A 26,892-nucleotide genomic window follows, 5' to 3' on the forward strand; every position below is an offset into this window, starting at 1 on the left:
ATGGGGCTGACTCAAAAGCAAAGTGCCAGCCCCATTCATTATTTAACGAATGTTTTTATGTTTATTTTTCATTTTTTCCGCTTCTACTTCCGCATATGAAGCGAATTCATTGTTAAAGCCGTTTTTTTGTTTTGCGTTATTATTTCGCTGCGCATTGGCGTTGCCAAGCTTTGTGCGTCCCATGCAAATCACCCCTTGTCAAGAAATTCATTTGTAGTATGAGCGGGGTGCAGGCAAGTTATGTTACTCATTTTTTCCCGCCGCAATTGGGTTTTCCGGATAGGAAATCCAATCGCTCCAGCTGCCGACATATAACCTAACATTTGTGTAACCTGCTTCAGTTAATGCAAGCACATTCGGGCAGGCTGTGACACCTGAACCGCAATAGACGATAACCGCTTGATCTTTTGGGATATCCGCAAACCGTTGCTCTTGTTCGATGGATTTTTTCCAATGCCCATCCTCTGTTAGGCCTTCTCGCCAAAAATAGTTTTTTGCGCTTGGAATATGTCCCGCAACTCGGTCAATCGGTTCTTCGATTCCTAAATAACGTTTCGGCTCGCGTGAGTCAATCAATAGTGCTGTTTTATTTTTCATTGCCTCCCGAACATCTTCCACGGTAGCCACTATTTGCGGCTGAATGTTGGCGACAAATGTTTTTCTTGGAAAAAGCGGAACATCCGTTGTCACCGGATAACTTTCCTCGACCCAATTTTCATATCCGCCGTCCAACACATAGACTTGTTCATGACCAAGATAGCGCAGCATCCACCAAAAACGGGAAGCCATGGAGCTTGCCTGACTGTCATAAGCAACAACAATCGTCTGTTTATCGATTCCTGCCGTCGATAGCTTTTCAATAAATTCGTCCATATTCGGCAATGGATGTCTGCCGCCATGCTCTCCCGCCGGGGCGGATAAATCGATTTCCAAGTCAAAATATAAAGCTCCCGGTATATGGCCTCGTATATACTCTTTCAGTCCGCGCGATGCATCTCCCATGTAATAACGGCAGTCAATAATGCGAACTTGCTCGTCATTTAACCGATTCGCCAGCCACTCATTTGTCACAACATATTTCATGACTCATCTCCCCCTTTATCCGCAATTTTTCGACATATTCTTGAACCATCGCAGGCGTCACATACTTCCGCTGCGGAACGATTCCTTGTTTCGCCAAGTCATTGATTTGCTTTGTGACCGCATTGATCCGATCTACCGTAAACGGCTCTCCTTTTAAGCAGAGAGATACCGCTTCTTCAATATATTTTTCACGTTCAGTATCTAACTGCAAAAATCTTTTCACAATCATATGTTGTTTATTTGAATGCGCGGTAATGGCATGATGTACCTCACTCATATTTATATACTCCTTTCATAATCCCTCTGTCTCCATCCGCCTTTTTACTTGTTCTTTCGGCACCCAGCAATTAAATTTGTAAAAAGGCTTTGTCTCATAGCCCAAACGTGTGCAAAGAAATTGCTGTCCGGCTGCAGTTTTGATAATTCCATAATGAACGCAGGTTGCACAGGCGCGAAAGCGATTGTTCATCCACATTCCTCCGGCTTAGTTAAATGGTTAATCATTTGTACCTGTCTCTATATGAGCTGACATATCGGCCAGTTTTGCTTCAATCAATTGCAAATGTTCCATATTGACCGGCTCTGTCAGCGCGGAAATGAAGCCGGCAAAATAGTCCGTACTTTGCTGCTGAAGATGTTCGTTCAATCTGTTTACGGCATGAACATATTGCTCGAGATAGACACGTAAAAGAAATTCTTTATTCTCCTGTAAATAATCGTCAACAGGTTCTTGTAATTGCTTTTCTAATTCCTCTCTCATCCAACGTTTTTCATCACGCTCGAAAAAAGATTTAGCATTTTTATAAAAAGATAATGCTTTTTTGAATCGGGAACGGTCAATATTATGTAAACCTGTTTCAAATTGTAATGCTGCAAACTCGTAATGTTCAAAATCAGTGAAAGTGATCCCGTGATGAATCGCTGCTGCTTTCGCATAAAGTCTTTTAAATCGTTCACGCAATTGTTCGACAATAAATTTTTCAACACGGAGACTTGTCGCCCGCATTTCTTGCGCTAAATCAAAACCGATGGAACTTAATAATTCGTCAAGACACGCTTCAAGCGCCTTTTTTACATCACGGACATCTTCACGCAAGGCAGCCGGGTTAAATATTTCTTTGAACCAATCTCCGAAGCGGAGGAAAATACGCTGCTTAATATAGTGAACTAATTCTGCAATTTCCTGTTCAAGCGCATATAATTCCGTTTCTGCTGCCGCCTCCTGAAACAACTCCTTCATCTCTGCTTGTTCCTGCCTAATTTTTTGTAATTTCGCTTGTTTTGCATTCATATCTAACTGCGCCTGGGCAATATATTCGGAAATTGTCCGGCGCACGCGGTTCATTTCCGCATAAGCACCCTCGATGGCAAGAGAAGTTAATTCATCAATAATAAAGCGTTGAAAATCCGCTTCAAAACGGCGTATGCCTGATTCCGTTAAAATACCGTAGTTTGTTTCTCCTGTCTTTCCTGTTTTTTCTTCTAAGGCAAAGCGGCTGGAAAGCGGATAAAGCCGCGGATTACGAATGCCGAAGCGAACAAGCTGCTCTTTCACATACGCAAGCACATCCGCCAATTCATCGTGTGAATGGGCTAAATCAGCGGCATTGACAATAAAGAACATTTTATCCATGCTGAACGCATCTTTGACGCGGCCGAGCTGAATGAGAAATTCGCGATCCGCCTTTGAAAAAGCATGATTATAATAGGTGACAAACAGCACCGCATCGGCATTTTTTATATATTCAAAGGCAACCCCGGTATGGCGCGCATTGACAGAATCGGCCCCCGGCGTATCGACGAGCGTAATTCCTTGTTCCGTAAGCGGGCAGGCATAGTACAGCTCGATCCATTCAACAAAACATGCTTTCGTTTCATCGGCAACATATTGCCCAAACGCCTCCAAATCGACACAAAGCTTTGTACCAAGATCATTTTCAATCGCTTCATATCCATGTACAACAGCCTTAATGAACGAATAATGCGGTTTTTCCCGGGCATCAACAGATTCGATGTCAAGCGCTTTTTTACTCAATTTAAATGCCTCTTCTAACGTTTCTGCTTTAAGACCAAAATAACGTAATGACATTTGCAAGTCGTTAAAAATTTGTTCTCTCGTCTTTAATTGCACAATAACTGTACCATGTGGATAGCCCGGCGCAGGCGGGACAATTTTATTAATCGTTGCCGTTGTCGGATTCGGTGAAACAGGCAAGACTTTTTCACCGATCAGCGCATTGGCAAACGATGATTTTCCTGCGCTGAACGCCCCGAACAATGCAACGGTAAATGAACGGTTTTTTAATCGTTGCGCTTTTTCGTTTAACTCGTCGATAAACCGCTTCATTCCTTTCACATCTTTAATTAGCTCAACAGTATGATATAAATCTGCGATCGCTTTTTCTGCTTCGAGCTTGACAGCTGTTTTTCCGCTTTTCGCTTCATTCGTTTGGCGCTCTTCTGTTTTTTTCACATTTGTCGTGTTTTCTTGATGTTTGCTTGCGCCGATGACAAATGTTTCATTAACGAGACGGGCGATCCGTTCTTCCGCATGTTCCTGAAGCGGGACATCTCTTTCAATCACTTCAACAAGTTTTTCGTACGCCTCTTTGCGGAGTTGACTCAATTCTTCTAAACGAGCCTGGATGTTCCGTTGTTCCTTTTCCTTATTCAAGCGGCTCTCTAAGGCTTTGATTTCGGCTTCCGCGTTTTCCCGCCATTTCATGATAAATTGTTCAAATAGGCGCATCGCCTTATCGCGATAGAGCCGTTTGAATTCGTTTGCGACATCGCTCGTATATGTCAAAATATAATCGCCTGTTACTCCTGCCCCTTTTTTCACAATGCGTACGAGCAGCTCCTCAGTAAACGGCACGGTTAATTGTTGGGATTGTTGTAATAAATCATGTTCAGCCATATGATGTTCTTTCAAAAAACGAACGAGCAGCTCACGAACATGCCACTCCATATTGGTGCGAACCTTTTCTTTTACATTTTCATAAAACGAAAGAAGCCTTTTTTCCCGTTCGGCTGCCGTTTTCGCTTTTGCAAAAAATAACCCTACTTTAAAATCCGGCTGCACTGATTCAAGAAACGATCGGGCAAGCTCTCTTGTTTCAAACGGCATAATATAGGCGTGCTCTAGTACGTTATTTAATTCAGCTGTAAATTGCCGTTCGAGCTCCCCGCCTTGTTTTTCGACTGTTTTGATTTCCTGCTCAATGCGGCTTATTCGTTCAGACAAATCATCAAGCTGGATTTCATCACGAAGCTGTGCCTTTAATTGTTCTTCCTCATAAGCGTCTTGTTCTTGCAAAAAGAACAGATGGTCATGCAGCAATTGCTTTAGTGCTGTTTTGATTCCTAAGGCAAACCGTTCGTCTTTTTCATGAAAAAGTTTTTGCAAAAAGTTACATAAGCGGTTAAATTCATTGTACGGCAAATCCGGCTGCTTTAATGACGTAAAGAAAATTTCTTCTATCTTGACGTTCCAATCGCGAAACGCCTGAACAACCGACTGCTTGAAATCGGCAAACGATAATTCTTCTTCGCGATGTTTGTCAATTTGGTTGACAATGAGATACACCGATTTTCCATGGTCGGTTAGTTCTTTTGTGAATTGAAAATTCAGTTCTGATTGGACATGGTTGTAATCCATCGTGTAAAAGACAACATCCGATAAATGAAGCGCGGATTCAGTAGCTAATCGATGCGCATCATCTGTTGAATCGATTCCCGGCGTATCCATAATGACAATACCGTGCGGCAGCCTGTCGGTACGATGGCTGATTTCAATCGCTTCAATCGCATCTCCGTCTTTGCAGTATGATTTAATTTCGTCATAATTGTACGGTGCCGGATATTCAATGGGCGGTTCGTTTTTGTAATATACACGGGCGTATTCTTTTCCTGACTTTACTTTTACTAAATTAGCGCTCGTTGGAATTGGGCTTGATGGCAAAATCGGTTCACCAATCAGCTCATTAATCATGCTCGATTTTCCCGCGGAAAAATGCCCGCAAAAAGCAATGATAAACTCTTCATTATTCACTTTTTTCATCAACTGTTTCACTTTTTCCGCGTTTACATAATCCCCTTTTTTTGTCATTTCATCGTAAACATAAAGTAACTTACTCATCCATTGTTGCAATAACGGTGTTTCTTTTGTACCAATCATAAAACATAACCCCTTTGTCCTTTGTCCCCTTTAACATCGTATACACTCATTTTACTGTATTTACGCAATTTTCCCAACAGAAAATAACAAATCCCATCCGTTTATTTGATGGGACGAACAGGGAAAAAGCGATTGCGTTGATGAAACTCACTCTTATAATTTGTCATTATGCATAGCGCCTGCTCTTCAACAGAAATGCGAACCGATAATACAATGATATTTAGCAGGCTAAAAATGACAGCTGTCCAATATGCTTGAAACAACAAAGGAATGAGAACAAATTCAAAGGCAACGATCACATAGTTCGGATGACGCAGCCAACGGTAAGGTCCTTTTGCTACTACTTTCGCATTCGGAAGGACAAGAATTTTCGTATTCCAAAAGCGGCCAAGTGATAAAATCGTCCATACGCGCAATAGCTGCGTAATGAAAAATCCGCATAAAATGACGGGCCAAAACGGCGATATCTCGGCGCCCTGCAGCGTTGCTTCGAGCCAAAACGATAGTAAAAATAAAACATGGAGAAGGACGATATATTTATAATGGTCTTTGCCAAATTCTTTTGCTCCCTTTTCCTTCAGCCAATGTTCATTTTTTTTCGCAATTACCAGTTCACTAAGCCGTTCAACGATGATGAACAGAAAGAATGCATAAAAAACCATTGTTTTCACCCCCAGCGCAGTAACACCAATTCAGAACTGAACCCCGGACCGAGCGCAAGCAGCAAACCATGTTCTCCTTCTTTCACCGGCTGCTTCATAAATTGTTCCAGTACAAAATAGACGGTGACGGACGACATATTTCCAAATTGCTTGAGAATTTGAAATGATACAGCTGTTTTCTTTTCATCGATTCCGAGCGCTGTTTGATAAGCTTCCAATACTTTTTTGCCACCGGGATGAGCAATAAAATAGTCGATGTCAGCTATCGTCAAACAATGCAAGCGCAAAAATTGTTCGACATTCGGTTTAAGCCACGACAAAATGAGAGAAGGAATATCTTTTGAAAAAACGACAAAAAAACCATCATCGCGAATATCCCAGCCCATGACATCCTCCGCATTGTGCAACAGCGTCGATTGCGAAGCCAAAATACGCGGTCTTTTCCTCTGAGCAGCGGACCCATCCCCCGCAACGCAAACACAAGCAACACCATCAGCAAATAAAGAAGTCCCAATTAAATTACTTTTTGAACGATCTTCTGGCTGAAACGTTAAACTGCAAAATTCAACCGCAAGCACAAGTACTTTTGCGTTCGGAAAAGCCAGACAATATTCATAAGCGCGAGCCAACCCCGCCGCTCCTCCGGCACATCCTAACCCCCAAATCGGAATCCGTTTCGTATGCGGCGAAAACGGCAGCATGTTCATCAACCTTGCCTCGATACTTGGCGTTGCAAGCCCGGTTGTCGATATATAAAAAATCGCCTCAATTTCTGCATAATCAATGGGCGACGGTAAAAAACGCGGATTTTGCAAACAATTTTTAATGGCTTCACAACCATATTGCAAGGCATTCTCAATATACGTATCGTTTTTTTCCGAAAAACGATGTTTTTCTTTATACCAGTCTAGATTTTTTACAAAATAGCGCGATTCAATTTGTCCATTATCGAAAATGCCCCTTAAGCGATCAATATCGCGAAAGGCTTGGCTGAACAGCTGCTTCGTATATTCCTTAACCGTATCTTGATTCAGCTGATGCGGTAATTTCGCTGTCCCTACCGATACAATAGTTGGCATTGGCAACACCTCGCAACGCTTTTTATAATGTTACTTTATCCAAAAATGTAATAATTATGTAAATTATGATCGTAAAAAAGGCACTATTTGTTGATGAAATATAAAAAATTTTGCGAATTGGTCAATTTCTATGTAAAACTGTATCAATATTTGTTATGATAAAGTAAGTTCGCATGGTGTACAAGGGAGATGGGTGATGATGTCTTTAGGGGACAAGGTGATGATTATTTTAAACGGAACAATTGAAGCAGCAAAAGGAATAATTCCACTTCAATTTACCGTCGACAAACCTTCTCATTTTACCGCTCCGCTTACTCAATCATCCATTGGTGTATTAATCGGTATGACAGGCGATGTACGCGGGCGGCTTATTATCGAAGGAGATGTCTCTTCGTTCAGCCATATCGGCGAAATGATGTTCGGAATGGCACTTGAAGGAGAAATGCTCCAATCGTTTACAGGCGAACTTGGCAATATGATTGCCGGAAATCTTGCGACTACTTTATCTCAACAAGGAATCACAATGGATATTACCCCGCCGACTGTTTTAGTCGGGCAAGCGAAACTGTACGGATTTAAGAAAGCGTTCCGTGTTCCTATCCTTATTGAAAATATTGGAGAAATTCAAATTATTGTAACGGTTGAATCGGATTAGTTTTTAATGTAAAAACGTCATTTTCCTTTTCATCTATCAGAAAAAGAAAATGACGTTTTTTATATAAATGAACCGAGCTAAAATTATTTAACCTCGTTTGTTTCATCTGTATTCAATAACATATCTGTTTCTTTTCCCCATGTATTGTCAAATACTAATTTTTGTAATTCTTTGCGTGTTTCCCAGTTTTTCATTTCGAGTATTGGTCTTTCCGGATAATTTTCGGTATAACCAATGGAAATTAGTGCAACTGGGTCTATATGATATGGAATTTGAAGGATTCTTCTAACGTCCGCTTTTTTATAAAAGCTCACCCATCCCATTGCTAATCCTTCTGCATATGCCGCTAACCACATATTTTGAATTGCACAGCTAACGGACATAATATCTGTCTCGGGGATTGAATTTCTTCCTAATACGTGATCACCGCCCCGAAATGGATCACACGTTACACAGATCGTTAAAGGAGCTTCAGTAATACCTGCTATTTTTAATTCAAGAAATTTTAGCTCCCGCTCTGTACCTTCATAATGAATGGCCAATGCACGCCGCTCCTTGTCCACAATTTCCGCTAACTGCTTCTTTATGTGATCTTCTGTTACTAAAATAAAATTCCAAGGCTGCATAAAACCAACGGAAGGTGCATGATGAGCTGCCAGCAATATGTTTTTAATTTTTTCTGTAGGAATGGGATTTTTTAAAAACGTTCTAATATCTCTACGATTATAAATCGCTTTATATACCCCCATTTTTTCTTCCTTTGAAAGACGATTCACCGCTTCTCCCTCCTTTTTATAATTAATTTATGTAATTCAGATTATTGTTAAGTTGTTAAATTGATAATGACGTTCTGTTTTATTGTGATTATTTGTAAGTGCCATATCCGCCCTCCATTGAGACGATTGGAAACACTCCAAGTGTCTTATTTTTGACGTGTTAGTCATAAAATTTAACATTTGTATAGATTGTATCAAAAAACAGTGAGAGAGGTGATGACAAAAATAAAAAATTTAGACTTCTGTTTAATGTTCGTTTAATTAATTATTTTTTTCGATTAACTGTTCTCTAATCAACTGATTCTAATGGGCATTTTTCTAGATGCAAATACATTTTCATTTTTCCGCACTGTACAATAACGCGTTTTCCTTCTAAAGGGCAACCATTTAAAACTCTCCAATCATCACTTTCTCCATTTTTTATGTTCACAATATCTTCACATTTAAATGATGCGATAGGTGAGAAAAATCCCTATCATATCAATTTCTTACGTTTATCATAGTGATAAAGTGATCAATGAACAATTTGTGAAACGTTGAAAATCACCTAGCATTTTACAAAGCGTTTTGTATGATCAAAGTGTAGATGTTGATTTTTTTGGGGATTAACGGAAAGGAGTGAATGGGAGGATGGCAATGCCACAGCTTACTGATAAGAAAACAAAAGTAAAAACAGAGGAACATTCCTCATTAAAAGGTACTCTTGCATCTGTGTTTTTACTTGGATTTTTCCTTATTTTCACATGGGTTGGCGTATATTTTCTGTTTTTAGATCGTCTATGAGAGAAAGGGGAGTAAGACGATATGCATATGCACAAGTATGAGAAGATTTGGTTGTTTTTCGGAATCGGTTCATTATTCTTGTTTTTAACCATTGTCGGTGTGAGCGCATTTGCCCAAGGAAATCAGCCCCCAAGCTGTTTAACAACGATTGATCCTGAAAAAGTAGACCAAACTCCTCCATTTAACAAACCAGGTTTAGTGAAAACCGGAGATAACGAATATCAATTAAACATTGTTGCTTCTGCTTTTGCTTATACGCCTAATCAAATTGAAATTCCAAAAGGAGCAAAAGTGACCATCAATGTGACAACAAAAGATGTGATCCACGGTTTTGAGATGGTAGGCACAAACGTGAATATGATGGTTGAACCGGGATATGTGAACTCGTTTACAAAAACATTTAACGAAACAGGCGAATTTACGATTTTATGTAACGAATATTGCGGTACAGGTCATCACTTGATGACAGCAAAAGTAAAGGTGGTGGATAAACAATGAACGAAACAATGAAAGTCGACCGCCGCGATGCAAAACTGGCAATGGCACATATATACGTTGCCTTTATCGCATTAGCACTCGGTGGCTTAGCCGGATTATTGCAAGTATTAGTCCGGTCAGGAAAATTTACTCTGCCGGCAAACATTAATTATTATACCATATTAACTACTCATGGTGTACTGCTTGGTCTTGTGTTAACAACATTTTTTATCATCGGTTTCCAATTTGCAGCAGTGAGCCGGACAGCAGGCACTCTTTCTGATAAGGCACGCACGACCGGCTGGCTCGGTTTTTGGGTAATGACAATCGGTACAGCGTTAACTGCTTTCTATATTCTTATTGGTGAAGCATCTGTCCTTTATACATTCTACGCTCCATTGCAAGCGCATCCAGGCTTTTATATCGGCTTAACACTCGTTGTTGTCGGAAGTTGGCTTAGCGGCTTTGCAATGTTTGCTCATTATGCGAAATGGAAAAAAGCGAACCCAGGAAAAACAAGTCCGCTGCTTACATTTATGTCTGTTGTGAACATGATTTTATGGCTAGTATGTTCTCTTGGTGTTGCAGCAACCGTGCTTATTCAATTATTACCATGGTCTTTAGGTTTTGTTGAGCGAATTAACATATTAGTAAGCCGGACATTATTCTGGTATTTTGGTCACCCTCTTGTCTATTTCTGGCTATTACCAGCTTATATGATATGGTATGTTGTCATTCCAAAAATCATTGGTGGAAAAATTTTCTCGGACTCATTAGCTCGTTTATCGTTTATCTTATTCTTAATCTTCTCAATCCCGGTCGGCTTTCACCATCAATTAGTGGAACCAGGTATTGATCCGGCATGGAAATACTTGCAGGTTGTTTTGACATTCATGGTTGTGATTCCATCTTTAATGACGGCGTTCTCAATGTTTGCGACATTTGAAATGTACGGCCGTTCAAAAGGTGCTGCTGGACTTTTCGGCTGGTTGCGCAAACTTCCTTGGGGCGATGCACGGTTCTTCGCGCCGTTTGTTGGGATGCTATTCTTCATTCCTGCTGGAGCAGGTGGGCTTATAAACGCTTCCCACCAATTAAACCAAGTCGTCCATAATACAATTTGGGTAACAGGACATTTCCATTTAACATTAGCAACAACTGTCGTTTTAACATTCTTCGGGGCGGCATATTGGCTCATTCCGCACTTAACAGGACGTGTCATGACAAAAACAATGAATCGTTTAGCGATTGTACAAACTGTTGTTTGGGCAGTTGGCATGTTATTCATGTCCGGTTCGATGCATTTTGCCGGATTGCTTGGTGCACCGCGCCGCTCTGCGTTCTCAACATACGGCAACTCACCGCAGGCATTGGAGTGGATTCCATATCAAATCGCTCAAGCAATCGGTGGAACAATTCTTTTCATCGGTATTATTTTAGTACTCATCATTGTTACTAACTTAGCGTTCTTTGCGCCTAAAGGTGAAACAGAGTTCCCTGTCGGCGAAGTCGCAGAAACAGCAGAACGTACGCCGCTTGTTTTTGAAAACTGGAAACTTTGGATTGGCATTACCGTAGCGCTCATTTTAATTGCTTACACAATTCCGTTTATCGATATGATTCAAAACGCTCCGCCAGGCTCCAAAGGTTATAAGCTATGGTAATAAAAACCCGTCCTCTAAGAGGGCGGGTTTTTATTACAACCGATAAATCGTTTTGTACTTTTCTTCCAGATAAGAAATTAAATAATCGGCATTGAGCCCTTCGCCTGTTGCTTCTTGCAAAATTTCGAGAGGTTTTTTCATTTTTCCAAAACAATGTACTTTCGCTGTTAACCACTCACGAATTGGAAGAAGATCGCCTTTTTCTAACAATTCATCGAAGTGCGGGAGATCTTTGACCATCGCATTTTTCAATTGAGCCGCATACATATAACCAAGCGCATAAGAAGGAAAATAGCCGAAACTTCCCCCTGCCCAATGCACATCTTGCAGCACACCAACAGCATCATTGTCAGGACGAATGCCGAGATATTCTTCATACTTATCGTTCCAAATGTCCGGCAAGTCTTTCACTTCAATCGTTCCGTTAAACAATCCTTTTTCAATTTCATAACGAACCATAATATGCAACGGGTACGTTAATTCATCCGCTTCAATGCGAATGAGTGAAGGCTTTGCTTCATTAATCGCACGATAAAATTCATCAAGTGAAACATTAGCGAACTGTTCCGGGGCATATTCTTTTAATAAACGATAGTTTCGTTTCCAATACGCATAATGTCTGCCAATAAAGTTTTCATAAAAAAGCGATTGTGACTCATGAATCCCCATCGATGTCCCCGAACATAATGGGGTGCCGACAAGCTCTTTTGATATGTTTTGTTCATACAAGGCGTGCCCACACTCATGAATTGTTCCAAATAAAGCCGTGCGGAAATCGTTTTCATCATATTTCGTTGTAATCCGCACATCGCCTGGATTTAAGCCGATCGCAAACGGATGAACCGTTTCGTCTAAACGTCCTGCCTCAAAGTCATAACCAAGCTCTTTTAACAAGGCTAAACTTAATTCGCGCTGCTTCTCTCTTGGAAACTTTGCAAATAAAAACGATGTTCTCGGTTTATTGCTTGATTGTACAATCGCTTTAACAAGCGGAACAATGCGCTCACGCAGGCAGCTAAAGACGTCGTCTAATATTTCAACCGTCATGCCAGGCTCATATAAATCTAAAAGCGTATTATATGGATGATCTTTGTATCCCCAATAGTGGATAAATTTTTGATTGAATTGTACCAGTTTTTCCAAATAAGGCCGGAACATGGAAAAATCGGCGCTTTTTTTCGCTTCTTCCCATACCGCTTCAGCTTTCGATTGCATCACAACATATTCTTTATATTCCTCAGCAGGAATTTTTTTATTTCGTTCATATTCTTTCATACATTCTCTTAACGTATAACGCGTGATATGAGAAAGCTGTTCCTGCACATCTTTTGGCGACAGCTTGGCGATATACGCTGCCATTTCCTCTGATGTCAACATTTTAAAAACTTCTTGCGAAAGCACGCCAATCACTTCAGAACGCTGCTCGACACCTTTCTTCGGAGCGCCGGTGCGCAAATCCCAATACATTAAACTAATTGCTTCATTATAGCTCATCATCTTTCTTACATAGTTTAAAAATTGTTCTTCTATTTTTTGAATACGATTCACCATGCTGTCCCTCCTATTCTCACTCATAACAGATCATTCGATAAAATGAAAAAAAATCCTTTTTTTAATATAAAAAAGTGTCTGACCTCACGCACCACTAATATGCCCTATCGTGGTACGGGGTCTGACACTTTTCTTTAGACTCAGCCGCTTACATCAGTCGGTAATACGTTTTTAATCGTTTCGATGACTTTTGCGTCTTCATCGCTCGTCACAAAAATCGAAACAATGCCTTTGTCCTGGTGGCTGCGCACAAGGCGGCCTACTCCTTGACGAAGGCGCAAAATCATATATGGTACATCCACCTGCCAAAATGGATTATCGCTTGATTTCCGCTTCGCCTGAAACACTGGATCATTTGGCGGATATGGAAGCGACCAAATAATGACGTTCGATAAAGATGGTCCTGGTACATCCAATCCTTCCCATAGATGCTCTGCGCATAAAATCGTCTCTTCTTCATGTTGGAACTTTTTCACAAGTTCACTTATTTCCATATCTCCTTCAAACAAAAACGTAAATTGATGCTCTTCGTTCACTGCATTTTTAAACTGTTTCAGTTCCTGTTTAGAAGGAAACAAGATAAGAGCGCGACCGTTTGTTTCTCTAAGTTTCGCGAGAGCATATTCATATTTATTCGCAAATAAATTTTCATCGTTTTTAAAGACCGGCATATAGATGGTCATTTGCTCGTCGTAGTTGAAAGGCGAGTCAACACTAAATGATAAATATTCATCAATGCCAAGGCTTTCTGCCATATATGCAAATGATTTTTGATTCGATAATGTAGCAGAGGAGAAAATAAACGGTATGCGTTTGGAAAACACTCTTTCGCGCAGCACTTCTTGAACGGTGCGCGGCATAATCACAAGCGTGTTTTCTTCCTCTGTCGCTTCAAGCCATGTAATCGCTTCTCGATTATGAATGAAAAGAGTGAGAGAGTGTTCAATTTGCTCTAAATATTCATCAACAATATTTAATACATAATGGTCAATGGTATATGTTTCACTTTCAAAAACAAGTTCGTTACCGATTTGCACAATGTTGCTATGTAACTGTTTTGCCAAGCGAATTAATTCATCGGTATAATGGATTTCTTGCCGATTTGAGCCAACGACTTCGCGTCCGCATCTTATTAACTCATCAAAAAAGTGCGCGCTTATTTCCAGCGTTTCTTCGATTAAATATGCTAACTCTTCACGAATATCATTTTCTAATAAACGGCTCAGCAATTTTTCAAGCGTTGTTTCTTTCATCCGATACGTGAGCGCTTTTTGCGCGGCAAACTCTAATAAATGCCCTTCGTCAAATACGACACAGCTCGCTTCCGGCAAAAGAGGAAGCTGCCCTTCCCGCTTGCGTGCTTCATATGTCCACACATGCTCCATGTAAAAATCATGGGAGCAAATAATGAGATCGGCCGCTTTTCGGTAATGTTCGCGCGATAACGTTTGTCCGCAACGATGACGCTTTTCACACGTAAAGCAGTCTTGGAACGGATCCCACGCAATTTTACTCCATTGCTCATCGTTTAAGTGCGGATACTCTTTGCGATCGCCATAATGGTAAAAACTTTGTAATGGCTGCGTATCATGCACAAAGACAGGGAGTTCGTCAAATATTTGCTCATAAAGCTCTATATCTTCATCTTCCAGCAAAGCGTTATCTAGTTTTTGTAAACATAAATATTGGTCAGGGGATTTGGCTAAGCGAACATCAATTTGCATCTGTAGCACATCTGACAACTTAGCAATATCCCCTTCTTTTTTCACGAGCTGCTCGATCAGCGTTTCATCCGCACAGGCAATAATGGCTGGTTTCCCTGTATAGCGTGCATAACAAATCGCATAAAGCAAATAAACAATCGTTTTTCCCGTTCCTACCCCTGCTTCGGCAAAAATGACTTTCTTTTCCTTGAAAGCCCGTTCCAGCTGAAAGGCCATATAAACTTGTTCATCGCGCAGCTCAAATCCTGCTTCAGGTAAAATATCATAAAACACATCGCCAATCCATTCATTTAATTTGTCAAAAAAATTCTCGTTTTTCCCTACAGAAAACGGATATCGCTCATGGCTCATCGTCGACAAAACCCTCCAAAAAATTAAGAATAACAAGCTATTATTATCATCGATATTTACAAATAAGTCAATAACAATAATAAAATCATTCCCCCTAAAATGTTTGTTTCCCTCCATGACAATTGAAGAGGCTGTCTCATCATGGTCTGACCTTACGCGTATTTCACAATATATAGGCTCATTTATCCTAGATGTCCTATATTGTGCTGCGGGATCTGACCTTGGGCTTGAGACAGCCTCTTGCTTTATTCTGATGTTTAGTTGTTCTATTAATGAACTGCTCTCAACTATTTTATTCTCTCCTTATGCAATAGGTAGTGAAAAAACGTTCTCATCTGCAAAAGACAAGAAAATAGTGTATTTTGAAAGCTGTTTGACTATTTTTAATCGTAACACTATCATACCCGTAACGTATTTGACAATACATGTGTAAACGCCTGTTTCCATACATCTTTGGCCACTTCGATCTGTTTGATTCCTTCCGTTGCAACGTCATGTTTTTGTAAAAGAGTATAAGTATGGTCGATCGCTTGTGAAATTTTGATTAAATCAATGGACGGGTGTTTCATGCTTAATCACCTCTCCGAGAAAGTAATATTTTGACAATATTTGTATTGTATGTAAAAAACAAAAAATCATTCCGAAAAATTCGTTGATAAAAGCGGAAATCGCCGATAAAGAAGGATAAAGTACGGGGACAATATTTCTGGCAATGTTAACTTCTCAGCAATCATTATTAAGGCTGACCCATGAGTATCCGACCTCACGCACCACTAAATATGTCCCATCGTGTTATGGGGTCGGACACTCGTCTTTTGGGTCAGCCTCACCGGAAACTGAATCGTGTTCAGAATGATTTCGCATGAAAAATCCGCTAACGATCATATATCGTGATATTTAAGAATTTTCTCTTGAACTTCGTTAATTTTTAACTTAGAAATATGAGCCACTTTATTGCTGTTTGAAAAATGAGCTAAAAAAGTCTCTCCAACACTTTCGATTTTTACAACCTTCTTTAAATTTACAAGAAATGAACGGTGTGTTTTATAAAAATAATCGTCTAATTTTGCACTAAGTTCTTGCAGCGACTCATTCGTCTCATATCTTTCATCGCATGTATGAATAACCGTTTTACGTCCTTCTTTTTCAATAAATAATATATCTTTCATTGGAAGGAAAAGGAATGCGTTTTGTGATTTTATGCCAATCTTTTTATTCTGATTCGTTTCGGAAGAATATTTCGATTCCCTTAATAGACGAATAAATGTTCTTGCTTTCTCTAAAGCGCTGAATAAGCGGGTTCTTTCAATCGGTTTAACAATATAATCAACAGCAGATATATTAAATGCCTCTACAGCAAACTCATCATAGCCGGTTGTAAAAATAACTTGCAGCGTAGGAAGTATTTCTTTGCACGATTTCACAGCCTCAAGCCCATTTAAATCAGGCATATGAATATCGACTAAAACGATATCCGGTTTTTCCCTCATTACCAGTTGGATGAATTCTTCCCCGCTTGCCGCTTCACCAACCACTTGATATTGTGGCAACAGGTTGATGAAATGACGCAAGAGGGACCGTGAAACTGCATCATCATCAGCTATTAGTACCGTTAACGTTTCCACCTTTATTGTCCCTTTTCGATTTTGCATGATTGTCACGTACTTAACACAAAAACCTCCTCACCTAATATTTCTTTTAGCTGGATGATGTCAAACACTTCTTGCACTTGAGGCTGAATATCGGAAATGGTCACTTTTATACCATTTTCCGTATTTCTTAACGTATCGACTAAATTGATTAATAAACCGATCCCGGTCGAATCAACAAAGAGCACTTCAGACATATTAATATCAACTTTTTTATAATTTTTTAAAAGAGGAATGACTTGTTCTTCCATAATTTCTGTTACTTCAATGTCTAAATCACCTTTAAAATAAACGACTGCTCTTTCGTTACTTTCAATTAGTTCATATGAAAACATACTCCCTTTTCTCTCCCTTTTTAACGAAATATGATTCGGTCTTGTTCATCTAAAAATGCTTCAATCCATCTTTCTTCTTTTTGAAATGTATATCTTATTTTTCCAATTTGGATAATGGTTCCTTCTCTAACAAGGTCAATTCTTATTTTTTGGTCAGCTGGAACGCTGATGCGTGTCGGCGCTCCGCCTTCGGAACCGGCTTCTTTTATGATCGCTCCTAACCGGGCATATAGTTCTCCGCCCCGGACAATTCCATTCACTTTTAAAACTCCGCCGGCGTGTATTTTTGAATGATGGCATCCTTTACCATATATTGTAACATCTCCTGAACAATAAATGACGCTGTTTAAAGCGTACATTAATTCAATCGAACAATACTTCTCATTCGGTATCGAATGTTCGACCAACAGTTCTTTTATATCATTGAGCAGCTGATTAAGCCGTTCTAGCGAATGCCATTCGTTTGGAACAGAGGATAAGAAGCAGCTGTGCAAATTCTCGCCTAATTTAGCCCATTTCGCATCGAGAAGATTGTTTCCGCGTTTGCACATTTCGATATATTGTTTTATTGTTGTCAGCAACGTGCGAAATTTATGATCTAATAACAATTTGAATAGAGGAAGCAGCCCTTTTTTATGAAAATCGGTCACTTTAAACGCGGATGCATTCATGACTTGCTTAATGGAAAGAATAAATTTTTCCATTTGCATCTGAATTTGCATCAGTAAATGAGCGGCTTCGGAAACAAAAATATTATGATTTCCGGAAATAATCGTGCTGCCAATGGCGTTTTGTCCAATATAAACGGACTGTTTCGCAGTAATGTTCGCTTTATTTACATTTTTTAAAACGGAAACATTTCCGTCTGCTTGTACGTTCATGCTGTCTTCAACACTTCCCAATATTTCGACATCACCTTTAAAACGAATGTTTCCGGTAGTTATATTTACATCTCCACTGTGAATAAGTTTTGGTACAATAGATACTTTTACAAGAAGTCCATTTTGTTCGAAATATGGCCGGCCAGTTTCTGTTGCAACAATTTTTGTTCCATTTTCAACAAATGCGGCTCCTTGTCCGAGCTGAACAAAAATAGGCTGCGTTTGCTTCGGCAAAATGGTTTCATTTGTCACAGTAATGCCAGGTGTACCTTGTACCGGCGGATGGACAACAGCAATGACCTGTCCTTTATTGACTGTAGGTATATTGTTCAGTTCTCGAAAATCGACCGTACCATCCGTACGAATCATTGGCTTTTTGTTTTCTGAATCAATCTCTATCAACAGTTCAATATAGCCATCTTTCCCTTGTATCGGGCTAATACCGCTAGCAATGACAAACTTTTCAGCTTTCGTCACATTCAACGCTTCCAGAATGGCTTCATGATTAATTCCGTGAACAATATCTAATCGCTGAAGTTCTTGCAATACTTGTTCATAATCGAGGTCGTTTATCACTTCAATATGTTCTTCGCCATTAAGCTCAATATGCGGACTAGGATCAATATCCTGAATGGTATACGTTTTTCGCATCCCTGGTTCGATATATAAAATCGCATTTAATTTATTCTCATCTATCATAATCTTCCATTTTGTCTCAACAACCTCTTCTTCTGTCTTGATTTCAAACGTATCATTTTCTGTCACTACAATAGTACCGTTCACTAATTCATTATTTTTATAAAGTTTTATTCCGCGTCCGGCTGTAATCGTCGGATAATATAAGGGTGACGTCTTGCAAAATATTTTCCCGTTATGAACCCATACTTTTCCTTCTAAATGATCATCTGATATCACTTCTTTATGTTCCTCTTTAGCAGGATTATTTGTCTTTGAATCTTCACTTATATCTATGCTTTGAATCATATCCTCTATATCCGGTACTGTTTTTTCTGCCTGCTCGATTTTTGTTAGCTTTACGATGGCCGGCTTTGAGCCGATGCGCAAAATCCCTTTTGTTTCTTGTTGAATAATTTCAATTTCTACTTGCTCACGCGTTGCCCCGAGTATATCAAGACCGATATGAATAGCATCATGAATCGTACGTCCTTTTGCAATAATGGATTGACCCATTTTAATCTACCCCTTTATAAAAAAGTAGATGCATTCCCCTTTTGTTCATCTGTTACTTTAAAAATAACGATTGTAATGTCGTCTTTTTGGATAACATCTCCTGTAAATTCATAAATAGAATGAATGAGCGAATTTTGAATGCCATCTACATCTTCATCACCATGTTGCGATAAAACAAAAGTAAGTCGTTCTCTCTTAAACGGTTCACCTAATTTATTTTCAGCTTCGACAATCCCAACGGTATAAAAAAGAATTGTATCATTTGCTTCGAGTTGTATGCTCGCTTCTTCATAATCCTTGATTCCGAAGAACACCAACCATAATGATACTTTTGGAAGATCTTTTATTTTCTTTTCTTTACTTTTAAAACATAACGGCATGTTATGTCCAGCTGTTGCATAAGTAAAAAGTTTTTTGTTTGGAGCCCAGAGAGGTCATTAAAAATGCAGAGCTATTAGAACACATTGGAGTGACCTCCCTGAAATACCTCTAATACTTTAAACAAACCGATTGTTTCAAAGATTTCGGATGTTTGTTCATCGATCCCCTGAAATCGAATAGTAAAACATTTTTCTTGCGACAAATAAATAAATTCCATAATGACTCCTACTCCAGTAGAATCTATGAATTCAAGATTAGAGAAATCGATAATCAGCTCTCGCACATTCTCCATCTCTTGAATGAACTGTTCGAGCATAAATGCTGTTGATATATCTAATATTCCATGAATCTTTAAAACAGTCGTTCCGCCTGAGGATTCCTTTTGAATTGACAACGTCATACGAATCCTTCCTTTCAGCAATTTATTAGTTATTTTCGCAATTTATATCATCAGAAACTTCACGATCATCTTCTATCCAAAATGGAAACTTTAGTTATCTTAAGCGAGAAGACTCCACCTTCTGAATGAGCAAGGTATAACCCAATCAAAGTAGAAGTAGTTCGATTAATAGAATATAGCTTTTTCATCCATTTTTGTCTAACAAACTCGAAGCACTTTAAACAAAATTTTATACTAATCGACATTCAAAAAAGACATATTACGCAAAAAAGCTGACTTTTTTATCGGTTTAAAATGATGTAAAAAGAAAATTATCTATTGAAAAGTAAGGATAACTTTTCTACCGTTTGTTTGCAGCATATAAATATAGATTGATTTTCCGACATATATAAAAGAGTCTTAACTGCTCTTTTGCCCGAACCTTAAATGCTTTATTTATGCCGTTTTTTCAATCTGAACTTATACAGAAATTTTTACAGCTATTCGTTTATCTTCATTTATATTATTATAGGAGTTCCCTGCAAATTTGTGATTAGATCATTCAAACTCGATATTGATTGTTACCATTAATTACCTTTAATAAAACCATTGTTATATCATCTTTTTGCGGAACCCCTTCTGTAAACAAGTTTACAGAATCTACCACACGTTGTCCCATTTCTTTTATCCCCTTATCAATGTTGCTCACTAAAGTATGAACAAGCCGTTCCATTTTATATTGATGGCCATCTTTATTTTGAGCTTCCAAGATTCCGTCAGTGTAAAAGAAAATAATATCATCGTTTTTAAGCTGAATTGCTCCTTCTTTATAAACTTGATTTGGAAGCCCGCCAATCATAATCCCTGATACTTTTGGAAGCTCTTTTACAGTTCTTTCTTTTCCATCGATAAATAACGGTAGATTATGCCCCGCGTTCGCATATGTAAGTATGCCTGTCTGCGGGTCCCAATCAGCACAAAAGAGCGTGACAAAAGATTTCAATGTTCGCAAATCTTCGTATAATGCTTGGTTCATAGCCGTCAGCGTCTTTCCTGGGCTGTCTGTGCTCTCGGATGCACTTCGAAAAGCTCCTCTTGTCAAAATCATCAACATAGCTGCGGGAATTCCTTTTCCCATGACATCACCTATTACAACACGAATCTTCCCATTGCCTAATAAATAAAAATCATAATAGTCTCCGCCAACAAGCCGCGCAGGAAGAGAAATCCCTAAAACTTCTCCACCTTCAAATTTAGGAATTTTTCCGTTTAGTAATTTCATCTGAATATTGCTCGCTAAATGTATTTCACGCTCTAATGTTTTATCGATCATTTGTTTTTCGGCAGAGATTTTTGAAGCAACAAACGATAAGTCTTTAATGAAGTACATTACGTAACCTCTCCCTGAACTGTTTCTAAAATTTCATATAACCCTACTGTTTGAAAAATATGCTCAGCGGGTTTATTCGTTCCTTCAAGCCGGGGCTTAAAAATTTTTTCTTAAGAACGGCAAATGGTATGAATCATTGCTCCTACATCTGTTGAATCAGTCAAGTTTAGATATGATGCATACAAACCATAACCATTCATGCTATAAATGCATCAGCATCTGGCAACAATGGGCAATTCTCACTCTTTTTGCACGTAATATGCATATAGAGAATTGCCCAAAATTAAGAGGTTAATGTGTTCATGACATGATTATTGTTTTCTTCTTCAGAATCTTTATTATTTATATGAGGTTGACAAGCAAATTCCAAAAGAATTTTTGTTCCTTCAGATGAAGTATAGACAACAACCCTCTCCGAAAGCGTGCTCATTAATGAGAATCCTTTCCCTAAAGAGCGCTTGCTGCTATAGCCAGAAACTAAAATCGTTTTCGGAAGTTCATGCAGCGGAATACCTGATCCTTTATCTGTAACCAACACTTGAAACACATCATTTTTGAAAAATAAAGAAATGTCACCTTCTGTTGCATGTTTCACTAGATTCGTTGTCGCTTCACTCACAGCCAGCAATACTTCCATTTTCGATTTTATGATAGAATAGTTAGATATATATTGCGAAACAAACGCACGGCTACGCGGAACATCGTTTACATTATGAATCGGCATTGAATCAATATAATCGCCGAGATGAGCTAAAAGTTCTTGCTCATGCATGCAAAGATGAATTTTATTGCTAGACAGTGTACGAATAACATCTTGATACGACTTTAAAATTTGCAGCATTGTTTTCTTTTTGAACTCAAGCATTGGTGTAAGATCATGGACGAATATAAAAACTTCCTCACCATATGGAGAAAAATAAACTTCATATGTTTTGTCCGGAAGTTCGATAAATTCATGGAACTTTTGCCCGCTTTCCTTTGAAAGCCTCGCCAGCTGTGAAATTTGTTCTTCCGGCAATAGTAAATTCGTATCGTTAATGAGATGATCTGTATAGAGCAATAATGCGGATTGTCCGATATACTGTTTTCCTTATACTGTTTTCCTTCATTTCGATTCATATTGTGTTTCAGGCGCTCTTCCTCTTCCGGCACAGCTCCTTCAAATCCTACTGTAGCACGAATTTTTGAAATCAAGCTTAAGTCAATCTTTTGAACTAACCCCGGGTCCAAAACAGTGCCGGCCTGCTTTTGCAGCAGCTGATATACTGTCACATCGTCCTGATGGCACACCATCATATGATCAAGCCGATTGCAAACCGCCAAAATCCGCGACTCAAGCGGAATATTCTCCCCTTTTAACCCTTGCGGAAATCCTTTTCCATCCCACCGTTCATGATGGTACAACACCCAATCGGCACACGGACCTTTCGGATAAATCGTTTTTATAATTTCAGCACCTTTTTCGCAATGACTTTTATATTCTCGTTCTTCCGACAGCGTTAAAGCTCCGCGTTTTTCAAACATATAAGAAGGTAAAAACGATTTGCCGATATCATGAATAATCGCCATTTGAATTAAATCAGGCCGCCGGCGTTTAGGATATTCGAATGTTTCAACTAACGCTTCGCAAATGGCCCCCACACGCGCCCCATGGCCTGTAATGCGCGAAGCAATACGGCTTTCAAGAAGGCGGACCATTTCACGTGACATATCCTGGCGCAAAAAAACTTGTTGAATGTAATTTTCCGAAAAAAAGATAATAATGACTAAAAAGAAAGATACATACAACACTTCGTGTGCCAATTGTTGTACGCTATCGGTCATTAATAGCTTAGACAAAACGATCATCCCAGCGAGAATAGGGACGATAAACTCCTGTAAATTCGCTTTAAAATGATGAAAGAACGGAAAATTCATGCCAGTGCGAAAAATTCCGGATAAAATTAACTGATTCGTTAGCTCAAACGTACAAATAGCGAGAAAGATGCGCACAAACAAAGGCATTTCTTTTGTCATATCAATAGCAAGTGATGTCGCTAATCCACAAATAGAGTACATTCCAACTGAAACAACAAATCGGAACCATTTAATTTGTCGAAATGGAAAATGTGTTAAGTTATAGACTAATATACTAACACTAAACGCCAACACAGCCGCTGTCCAATGAAACTCAAATAATACGTATAAAAAACCGACAATATTTCCGTTATACCGATCACCGCTCGGAAGGTTAATTGTGAAAAAATCTAAACAAAAAATGAATAATATAATCATGAGAAACTCAAGCCAGCGGTCGATATGAAGGTGGAAGATCATATAAAGAATTGACAAAATTCCTATATTGAATATTGTCCATGTATACCAGTTTTTATCTTTCATTCTCGCTGCCCTCTCAATGAATTTCGCACAATAAAGAGAATAAGGCCGATTCCTCCGAAAACATCTCTGATACTAATTGCCAACCAGCGTAAAGATTGTCAAAGAATTTTTTTGAAGAAATAGGGTATCATAATGCCAGCTAAAATAAACCAGCGTTCCACGTTCCTTGTTGTGAAAATAATACGATGTGTAATTAAGATAAGCGAACTATTCTACTAGTAAAAATGTGTTATATTGGAACATTCATCTGTTATTGCATCAGTTGTAAAAAGGGGCTGTCCAAAAAGTCAGGGTAACTGACTTTTTGAAGCCCCTCATTTTTTCACTTTTTAAAAAAAAATGCACAAAAAAATCGTCCTTTCTAGTAAAATGAAGTTGCGACACAACATTACAGAAAGGACGATTTTTTTATGAGCAATCAAATGATTACTACTAAAAATTATAACACGCAAATGACACTTTTTCCAGAAACAGAGGAAAAAAAGCTCTCTAAAAGACAATTAGCCCCTACTTTTAAACCCTATGACAACCGTCAAATTCAAGTTATTTTTGATATTGAAGCCCTCATACCCGAACATCACGTCGCACGAGTAGTGGATGAAATGGTTGAATCTGTACCAGATGAGCTATTGTTTTCTCATTATAAAGGCGGCGGCAGAAGTTCCTATCATCCCAAAATGATGCTGAAAATCATTCTGTATGCTTATTCTCAAAAGGTTTATTCTTGTCGAGGAATCGAAAAACTCGTTAAAGAAAATATTCCTGCCATGTGGCTTTCAGCGATGCAACAACCAGATTTCCGGACAATCAACGAATTCCGAGGCGGACGGATGAAGGTCCTAATGGATGAGTTATTTGAAGCGATGATTCTGAAGTCGATTGAAGAAAATTACATCACGATGGAAAACTACTTTTTGGATGGTACTAAGATGGAAGCCAATGCCAATAAGTATTCTTTCGTGTGGAAAAAATCAACCTTGAAATTGGAAGCGAAGTTAAGAGAAAAAATTCAAGAAACACTTCAGTACATTCAAGAATTAACCCAATTAGAAGCAGGAACAGCACAAAAAGAGGCGAAAGAAGATCCAGAAATCACGGAACAGAACTTGGAAGCCATCGCTCAAAAATTAGAAGAAAAAGTCGAAATCCTAACAGAGGAAATCGAACAGGAATCCGATACAAAAGTTCGGAAGGAAAAACGAGCAGAACGCAAGAAATGGAAAAAACCTTTAAAACTGATTCGAGAAAATTTTTTACCTCGACTAGCCAAATACAAGGAGCAGAACGAAATCTTTGGCGATCGTAACAGCTATTCAAAAACGGATAAAGACGCAACTTTTATGCGAATGAAAGAAGATCATATGAAAAATGGTCAACTGAAGCCAGGGTATAATGTGCAAATCGGGACAGAGAATCAGTTTATCTTGTTTTATACCATTCATCAACGACCAACCGATACACGTTGCTTTATCCCACATTTGGAGAAGCTAGCGTCCACTTCATTACCGATGCCCAAAACAGTCATCGCAGATGCAGGATATGGCAGTGAAGAAAACTATGTATATGCGATTGGTGATGAGAAAGAGCCTCGATTTGATTTTCTCATTCCTTATGGATCCTATGTACAAGAACAGACACGCAAATACAAAAAGGACATCAAAAATGCGAAAAACTGGACCTATTGTGAAGAGGATGATTGTTTTATTTGCCCGAATGGAAGAAAAGTAACGTTTAAAAAATATCAAAACAAAAAGAATCCGTCTGGTTATGAGCAAAGCTTCAAAATATACGAATGTGAAGATTGTACCGATTGCCCATTGAAAGCGAAATGCACAAAAGCGAAGGGAAATCGTCAAGTTCACTGGAATCCCATCTTCGAAGAAATGAAAGCAAAGGCCAAAACAGCCCTTGAATGTGAAGAGAAAGCCGCCATCTATGCTCGACGCAAAGTCGAGGCAGAAAGTGCGTTCGGTCACATCAAGGGCAATCGGTCGTTCCGCAGATTTTCATTGCGGGGTCTCGACAAGGTACATGTCGAGTTTGGAATTGTGGCATTAGCCCACAACATACTGAAAGTAGCCGGCATCCGCCAGCTACTTTCAGATAAAAATCGAAAAAATATAAAAGCAAGTGGAGAGAAACGAATTGTTTTTCTCCACTTGCTTCATTTTAGGGACTTATCGGACAGCCCCCCTCATTTATGTGTTAGCTACGGTTTAGCATCCATGGTTTGGATGCTAAAGTAGCGCAGCTTCAACTCCATTTTTCGCTTCCTCCTTTCGGCAGCTGGCTGGCATAGCAGAATGTTCTACCGTAGCCCCTATAGCTTTGCGTCCTCCGGTTTCCCGAAGTTTGCCTTTATCGGGGTTGCAACTATATTACACCATATTTTCCTATCTTTTATCTAACAAGCAAACTACGCAACAACATAGTCTTTTTAGACTAGCTTTTTTATACTAGTTTTTTGTAATATTTTAGCAGAATATACTACAATCTTGCAACAAAAAATTAAATTCTTCCACTCTTATATCGCCATGAAAACGAAAAAGCCATGGGGTAAGCAAGTCCAGATTCCTATAAAACTATGTTAGTAGTTTCTCAATCGTTTCTAAAAACTGTTCGATATGAATCGGCTTTGTCAAATATTGTGCAAACCCTTTCTTCAACGCCTTTTGAAGCTCATCTTTCATCGCATAAGCGCTTAGCGCAATGACCGGAATCGACTTTGTTATTTCGTTCCCCTGCAAAATTTCAAACACTTCATATCCGCTCATATCCGGCAAATTGATGTCCAGCAATATTAAATCTACTTTTTCATTGAGAGCAGCTTTAATTCCTTCTTGTCCATTCATCGCCAATCGCAGTGTGATATTCGGATACGGCTCAAAAATTTCCTTTACTAACTGCAAATTCGCCTCGTTGTCTTCGATATATAAAATTTTCTTTTGCATCGATTGAAGTCGCTTTCGATATTGTTTGTCAATCTCTCTGTCATATCTTTCATCATGGTAAATATTTTTGGAGATGGGGATACTGAACCAAAAGTCACTTCCCTCTCCTAACGTGCTATCCATCCCCACTTCTCCCCCCATCAAGTGCACAAGCTGTTTCACAAGGGAGAGGCCGATTCCAGTGCCGTCAGCATGAGTTCCTTTAATGCGGTAAAACGGCTCGAAAATTTTTTCCCACTCTTCTTTTGCAATACCAATCCCGCTGTCTTCCACATGAATTTGAACTACCACTAGGCTAAAGCCATAGTGGATTCCTAAGTACAGAGTTCTATCGAACTCTAATTGATTAGGCTATCCCCGTAGTTCCTACGGTT

Annotated in this window: 25 protein-coding genes and 1 riboswitch; of the genes, 5 read left to right on the plus strand and 20 right to left on the minus strand. The window is 39.1% G+C overall.

Going from position 1 to position 26,892, the window contains the following annotated elements:
• Positions 1 to 42: 42 nt before the first annotated feature.
• From B0I26_RS18345 to B0I26_RS12195, 7 genes are all read right to left on the minus strand, one after another.
• Positions 43 to 183: a hypothetical protein gene (locus B0I26_RS18345; protein WP_181502881.1), complete on the minus strand. Its 141-nt coding sequence runs from the start codon at positions 181 to 183 to the stop codon at positions 43 to 45.
• Between the two features lie 60 nt (positions 184 to 243).
• Positions 244 to 1,083 carry a sulfurtransferase gene (locus B0I26_RS12175; protein ID WP_111645703.1) on the minus strand — a complete coding sequence of 280 codons (840 nt, stop codon included), beginning with the start codon at positions 1,081 to 1,083 and terminating at the stop codon, positions 244 to 246.
• The gene (locus B0I26_RS12180; protein ID WP_111645704.1) at positions 1,061 to 1,360 is read right to left on the minus strand and encodes a YpbS family protein; all 300 of its coding nucleotides are present in this window, start codon (positions 1,358 to 1,360) and stop codon (positions 1,061 to 1,063) included. Before B0I26_RS12180 ends, B0I26_RS12175 begins: the two co-directional genes overlap by 23 nt.
• A 15-nt stretch (positions 1,361 to 1,375) precedes the next feature.
• The gene (locus tag B0I26_RS18350; RefSeq protein ID WP_181502883.1) at positions 1,376 to 1,552 is read right to left on the minus strand and encodes a hypothetical protein; all 177 of its coding nucleotides are present in this window, start codon (positions 1,550 to 1,552) and stop codon (positions 1,376 to 1,378) included.
• 27 nt (positions 1,553 to 1,579) lie between these two features.
• Positions 1,580 to 5,260 (minus strand): dynamin family protein, encoded by a 3,681-nt coding sequence (locus tag B0I26_RS12185; protein WP_111645705.1) that lies wholly within the window; start codon positions 5,258 to 5,260, stop codon positions 1,580 to 1,582.
• Positions 5,261 to 5,361: 101 nt separating this feature from the next.
• Positions 5,362 to 5,922, minus strand: a complete 561-nt coding sequence (locus tag B0I26_RS12190) for an isoprenylcysteine carboxyl methyltransferase family protein (protein WP_111645706.1) — start codon at positions 5,920 to 5,922, stop codon at positions 5,362 to 5,364.
• Between the two features lie 5 nt (positions 5,923 to 5,927).
• Positions 5,928 to 7,001: a type III polyketide synthase gene (locus B0I26_RS12195; protein ID WP_111645707.1), complete on the minus strand. Its 1,074-nt coding sequence runs from the start codon at positions 6,999 to 7,001 to the stop codon at positions 5,928 to 5,930.
• A 199-nt stretch (positions 7,002 to 7,200) separates the two neighbouring features.
• On the opposite strand from B0I26_RS12195, the gene B0I26_RS12200 reads away from it, so the two are divergent.
• A complete protein-coding gene (locus tag B0I26_RS12200; protein WP_111645708.1) occupies positions 7,201 to 7,656 on the plus strand; it encodes a chemotaxis protein CheX in 456 nt (151 codons plus the stop codon).
• A gap of 83 nt (positions 7,657 to 7,739) precedes the next feature.
• Here the strand turns inward: B0I26_RS12200 and bluB are convergent, their stop codons facing one another.
• The gene (bluB, locus tag B0I26_RS12205) at positions 7,740 to 8,432 is read right to left on the minus strand and encodes a 5,6-dimethylbenzimidazole synthase (RefSeq protein WP_062898383.1); all 693 of its coding nucleotides are present in this window, start codon (positions 8,430 to 8,432) and stop codon (positions 7,740 to 7,742) included.
• 630 nt (positions 8,433 to 9,062) lie between these two features.
• Between bluB and B0I26_RS12210 the strand changes: the two genes are divergently transcribed.
• The 3 genes from B0I26_RS12210 to B0I26_RS12220 are packed head-to-tail and all read left to right on the plus strand — an operon-like array spanning position 9,063 to position 11,356.
• Positions 9,063 to 9,215: a cytochrome c oxidase subunit 2A gene (locus B0I26_RS12210; protein ID WP_111645709.1), complete on the plus strand. Its 153-nt coding sequence runs from the start codon at positions 9,063 to 9,065 to the stop codon at positions 9,213 to 9,215.
• Positions 9,216 to 9,236: 21 nt separating this feature from the next.
• Positions 9,237 to 9,713, plus strand: coding sequence for a cytochrome c oxidase subunit II (locus tag B0I26_RS12215; protein WP_111645710.1), 477 nt, complete (start codon positions 9,237 to 9,239; stop codon positions 9,711 to 9,713).
• On the plus strand, positions 9,710 to 11,356 hold the full coding sequence (locus B0I26_RS12220; protein WP_111645711.1) for a b(o/a)3-type cytochrome-c oxidase subunit 1: 1,647 nt from the start codon (positions 9,710 to 9,712) through the stop codon (positions 11,354 to 11,356). Before B0I26_RS12215 ends, B0I26_RS12220 begins: the two co-directional genes overlap by 4 nt.
• Before the next feature lie 33 nt (positions 11,357 to 11,389).
• Here B0I26_RS12220 and B0I26_RS12225 read toward each other — a convergent pair whose 3' ends face one another.
• The 11 genes from B0I26_RS12225 to B0I26_RS12270 form a co-directional block, all read right to left on the minus strand.
• Entirely contained in the window at positions 11,390 to 12,907 is a 1,518-nt protein-coding gene (locus B0I26_RS12225; RefSeq protein ID WP_111645712.1) for a carboxypeptidase M32, read from the minus strand.
• A 140-nt stretch (positions 12,908 to 13,047) separates the two neighbouring features.
• Positions 13,048 to 14,982 (minus strand): ATP-dependent DNA helicase, encoded by a 1,935-nt coding sequence (locus B0I26_RS12230; RefSeq protein ID WP_111645713.1) that lies wholly within the window; start codon positions 14,980 to 14,982, stop codon positions 13,048 to 13,050.
• Between the two features lie 398 nt (positions 14,983 to 15,380).
• Positions 15,381 to 15,551 carry a hypothetical protein gene (locus tag B0I26_RS18355; RefSeq protein WP_181502885.1) on the minus strand — a complete coding sequence of 57 codons (171 nt, stop codon included), beginning with the start codon at positions 15,549 to 15,551 and terminating at the stop codon, positions 15,381 to 15,383.
• A 312-nt stretch (positions 15,552 to 15,863) separates the two neighbouring features.
• Entirely contained in the window at positions 15,864 to 16,607 is a 744-nt protein-coding gene (locus tag B0I26_RS12235; protein WP_111645730.1) for a LytR/AlgR family response regulator transcription factor, read from the minus strand.
• Between the two features lie 32 nt (positions 16,608 to 16,639).
• Entirely contained in the window at positions 16,640 to 16,966 is a 327-nt protein-coding gene (locus B0I26_RS12240; protein WP_111645714.1) for an STAS domain-containing protein, read from the minus strand.
• 20 nt (positions 16,967 to 16,986) lie between these two features.
• Positions 16,987 to 19,038 carry a flagellar assembly protein A gene (locus tag B0I26_RS12245; RefSeq protein WP_111645715.1) on the minus strand — a complete coding sequence of 684 codons (2,052 nt, stop codon included), beginning with the start codon at positions 19,036 to 19,038 and terminating at the stop codon, positions 16,987 to 16,989.
• Between the two features lie 14 nt (positions 19,039 to 19,052).
• A complete protein-coding gene (locus B0I26_RS12250; protein WP_111645716.1) occupies positions 19,053 to 19,418 on the minus strand; it encodes a PP2C family protein-serine/threonine phosphatase in 366 nt (121 codons plus the stop codon).
• 74 nt (positions 19,419 to 19,492) lie between these two features.
• Positions 19,493 to 19,819, minus strand: coding sequence for an STAS domain-containing protein (locus B0I26_RS12255; RefSeq protein ID WP_111645717.1), 327 nt, complete (start codon positions 19,817 to 19,819; stop codon positions 19,493 to 19,495).
• A gap of 541 nt (positions 19,820 to 20,360) precedes the next feature.
• Positions 20,361 to 21,188 carry a PP2C family protein-serine/threonine phosphatase gene (locus B0I26_RS12260; RefSeq protein ID WP_111645718.1) on the minus strand — a complete coding sequence of 276 codons (828 nt, stop codon included), beginning with the start codon at positions 21,186 to 21,188 and terminating at the stop codon, positions 20,361 to 20,363.
• Positions 21,189 to 21,471: 283 nt separating this feature from the next.
• Entirely contained in the window at positions 21,472 to 22,053 is a 582-nt protein-coding gene (locus B0I26_RS12265; protein ID WP_111645719.1) for an ATP-binding protein, read from the minus strand.
• Positions 22,014 to 23,567 carry an HD-GYP domain-containing protein gene (locus B0I26_RS12270; protein WP_111645720.1) on the minus strand — a complete coding sequence of 518 codons (1,554 nt, stop codon included), beginning with the start codon at positions 23,565 to 23,567 and terminating at the stop codon, positions 22,014 to 22,016. The genes B0I26_RS12265 and B0I26_RS12270 overlap by 40 nt, the downstream gene beginning before the upstream one ends.
• A 410-nt stretch (positions 23,568 to 23,977) precedes the next feature.
• Between B0I26_RS12270 and B0I26_RS12275 the strand changes: the two genes are divergently transcribed.
• Positions 23,978 to 25,813, plus strand: coding sequence for an IS1182 family transposase (locus tag B0I26_RS12275; RefSeq protein ID WP_245934778.1), 1,836 nt, complete (start codon positions 23,978 to 23,980; stop codon positions 25,811 to 25,813).
• A 32-nt stretch (positions 25,814 to 25,845) separates the two neighbouring features.
• Positions 25,846 to 25,934, minus strand: a riboswitch (cyclic di-GMP riboswitch).
• Positions 25,935 to 26,149: 215 nt separating this feature from the next.
• Here the strand turns inward: B0I26_RS12275 and B0I26_RS12280 are convergent.
• Positions 26,150 to 26,809 carry a response regulator gene (locus B0I26_RS12280; protein ID WP_111645721.1) on the minus strand — a complete coding sequence of 220 codons (660 nt, stop codon included), beginning with the start codon at positions 26,807 to 26,809 and terminating at the stop codon, positions 26,150 to 26,152.
• Positions 26,810 to 26,892: the final 83 nt, after the last annotated feature.

Source organism: Paranoxybacillus vitaminiphilus (genome assembly GCF_003259935.1).
Classification (GTDB): domain Bacteria; phylum Bacillota; class Bacilli; order Bacillales; family Anoxybacillaceae; genus Paranoxybacillus; species Paranoxybacillus vitaminiphilus.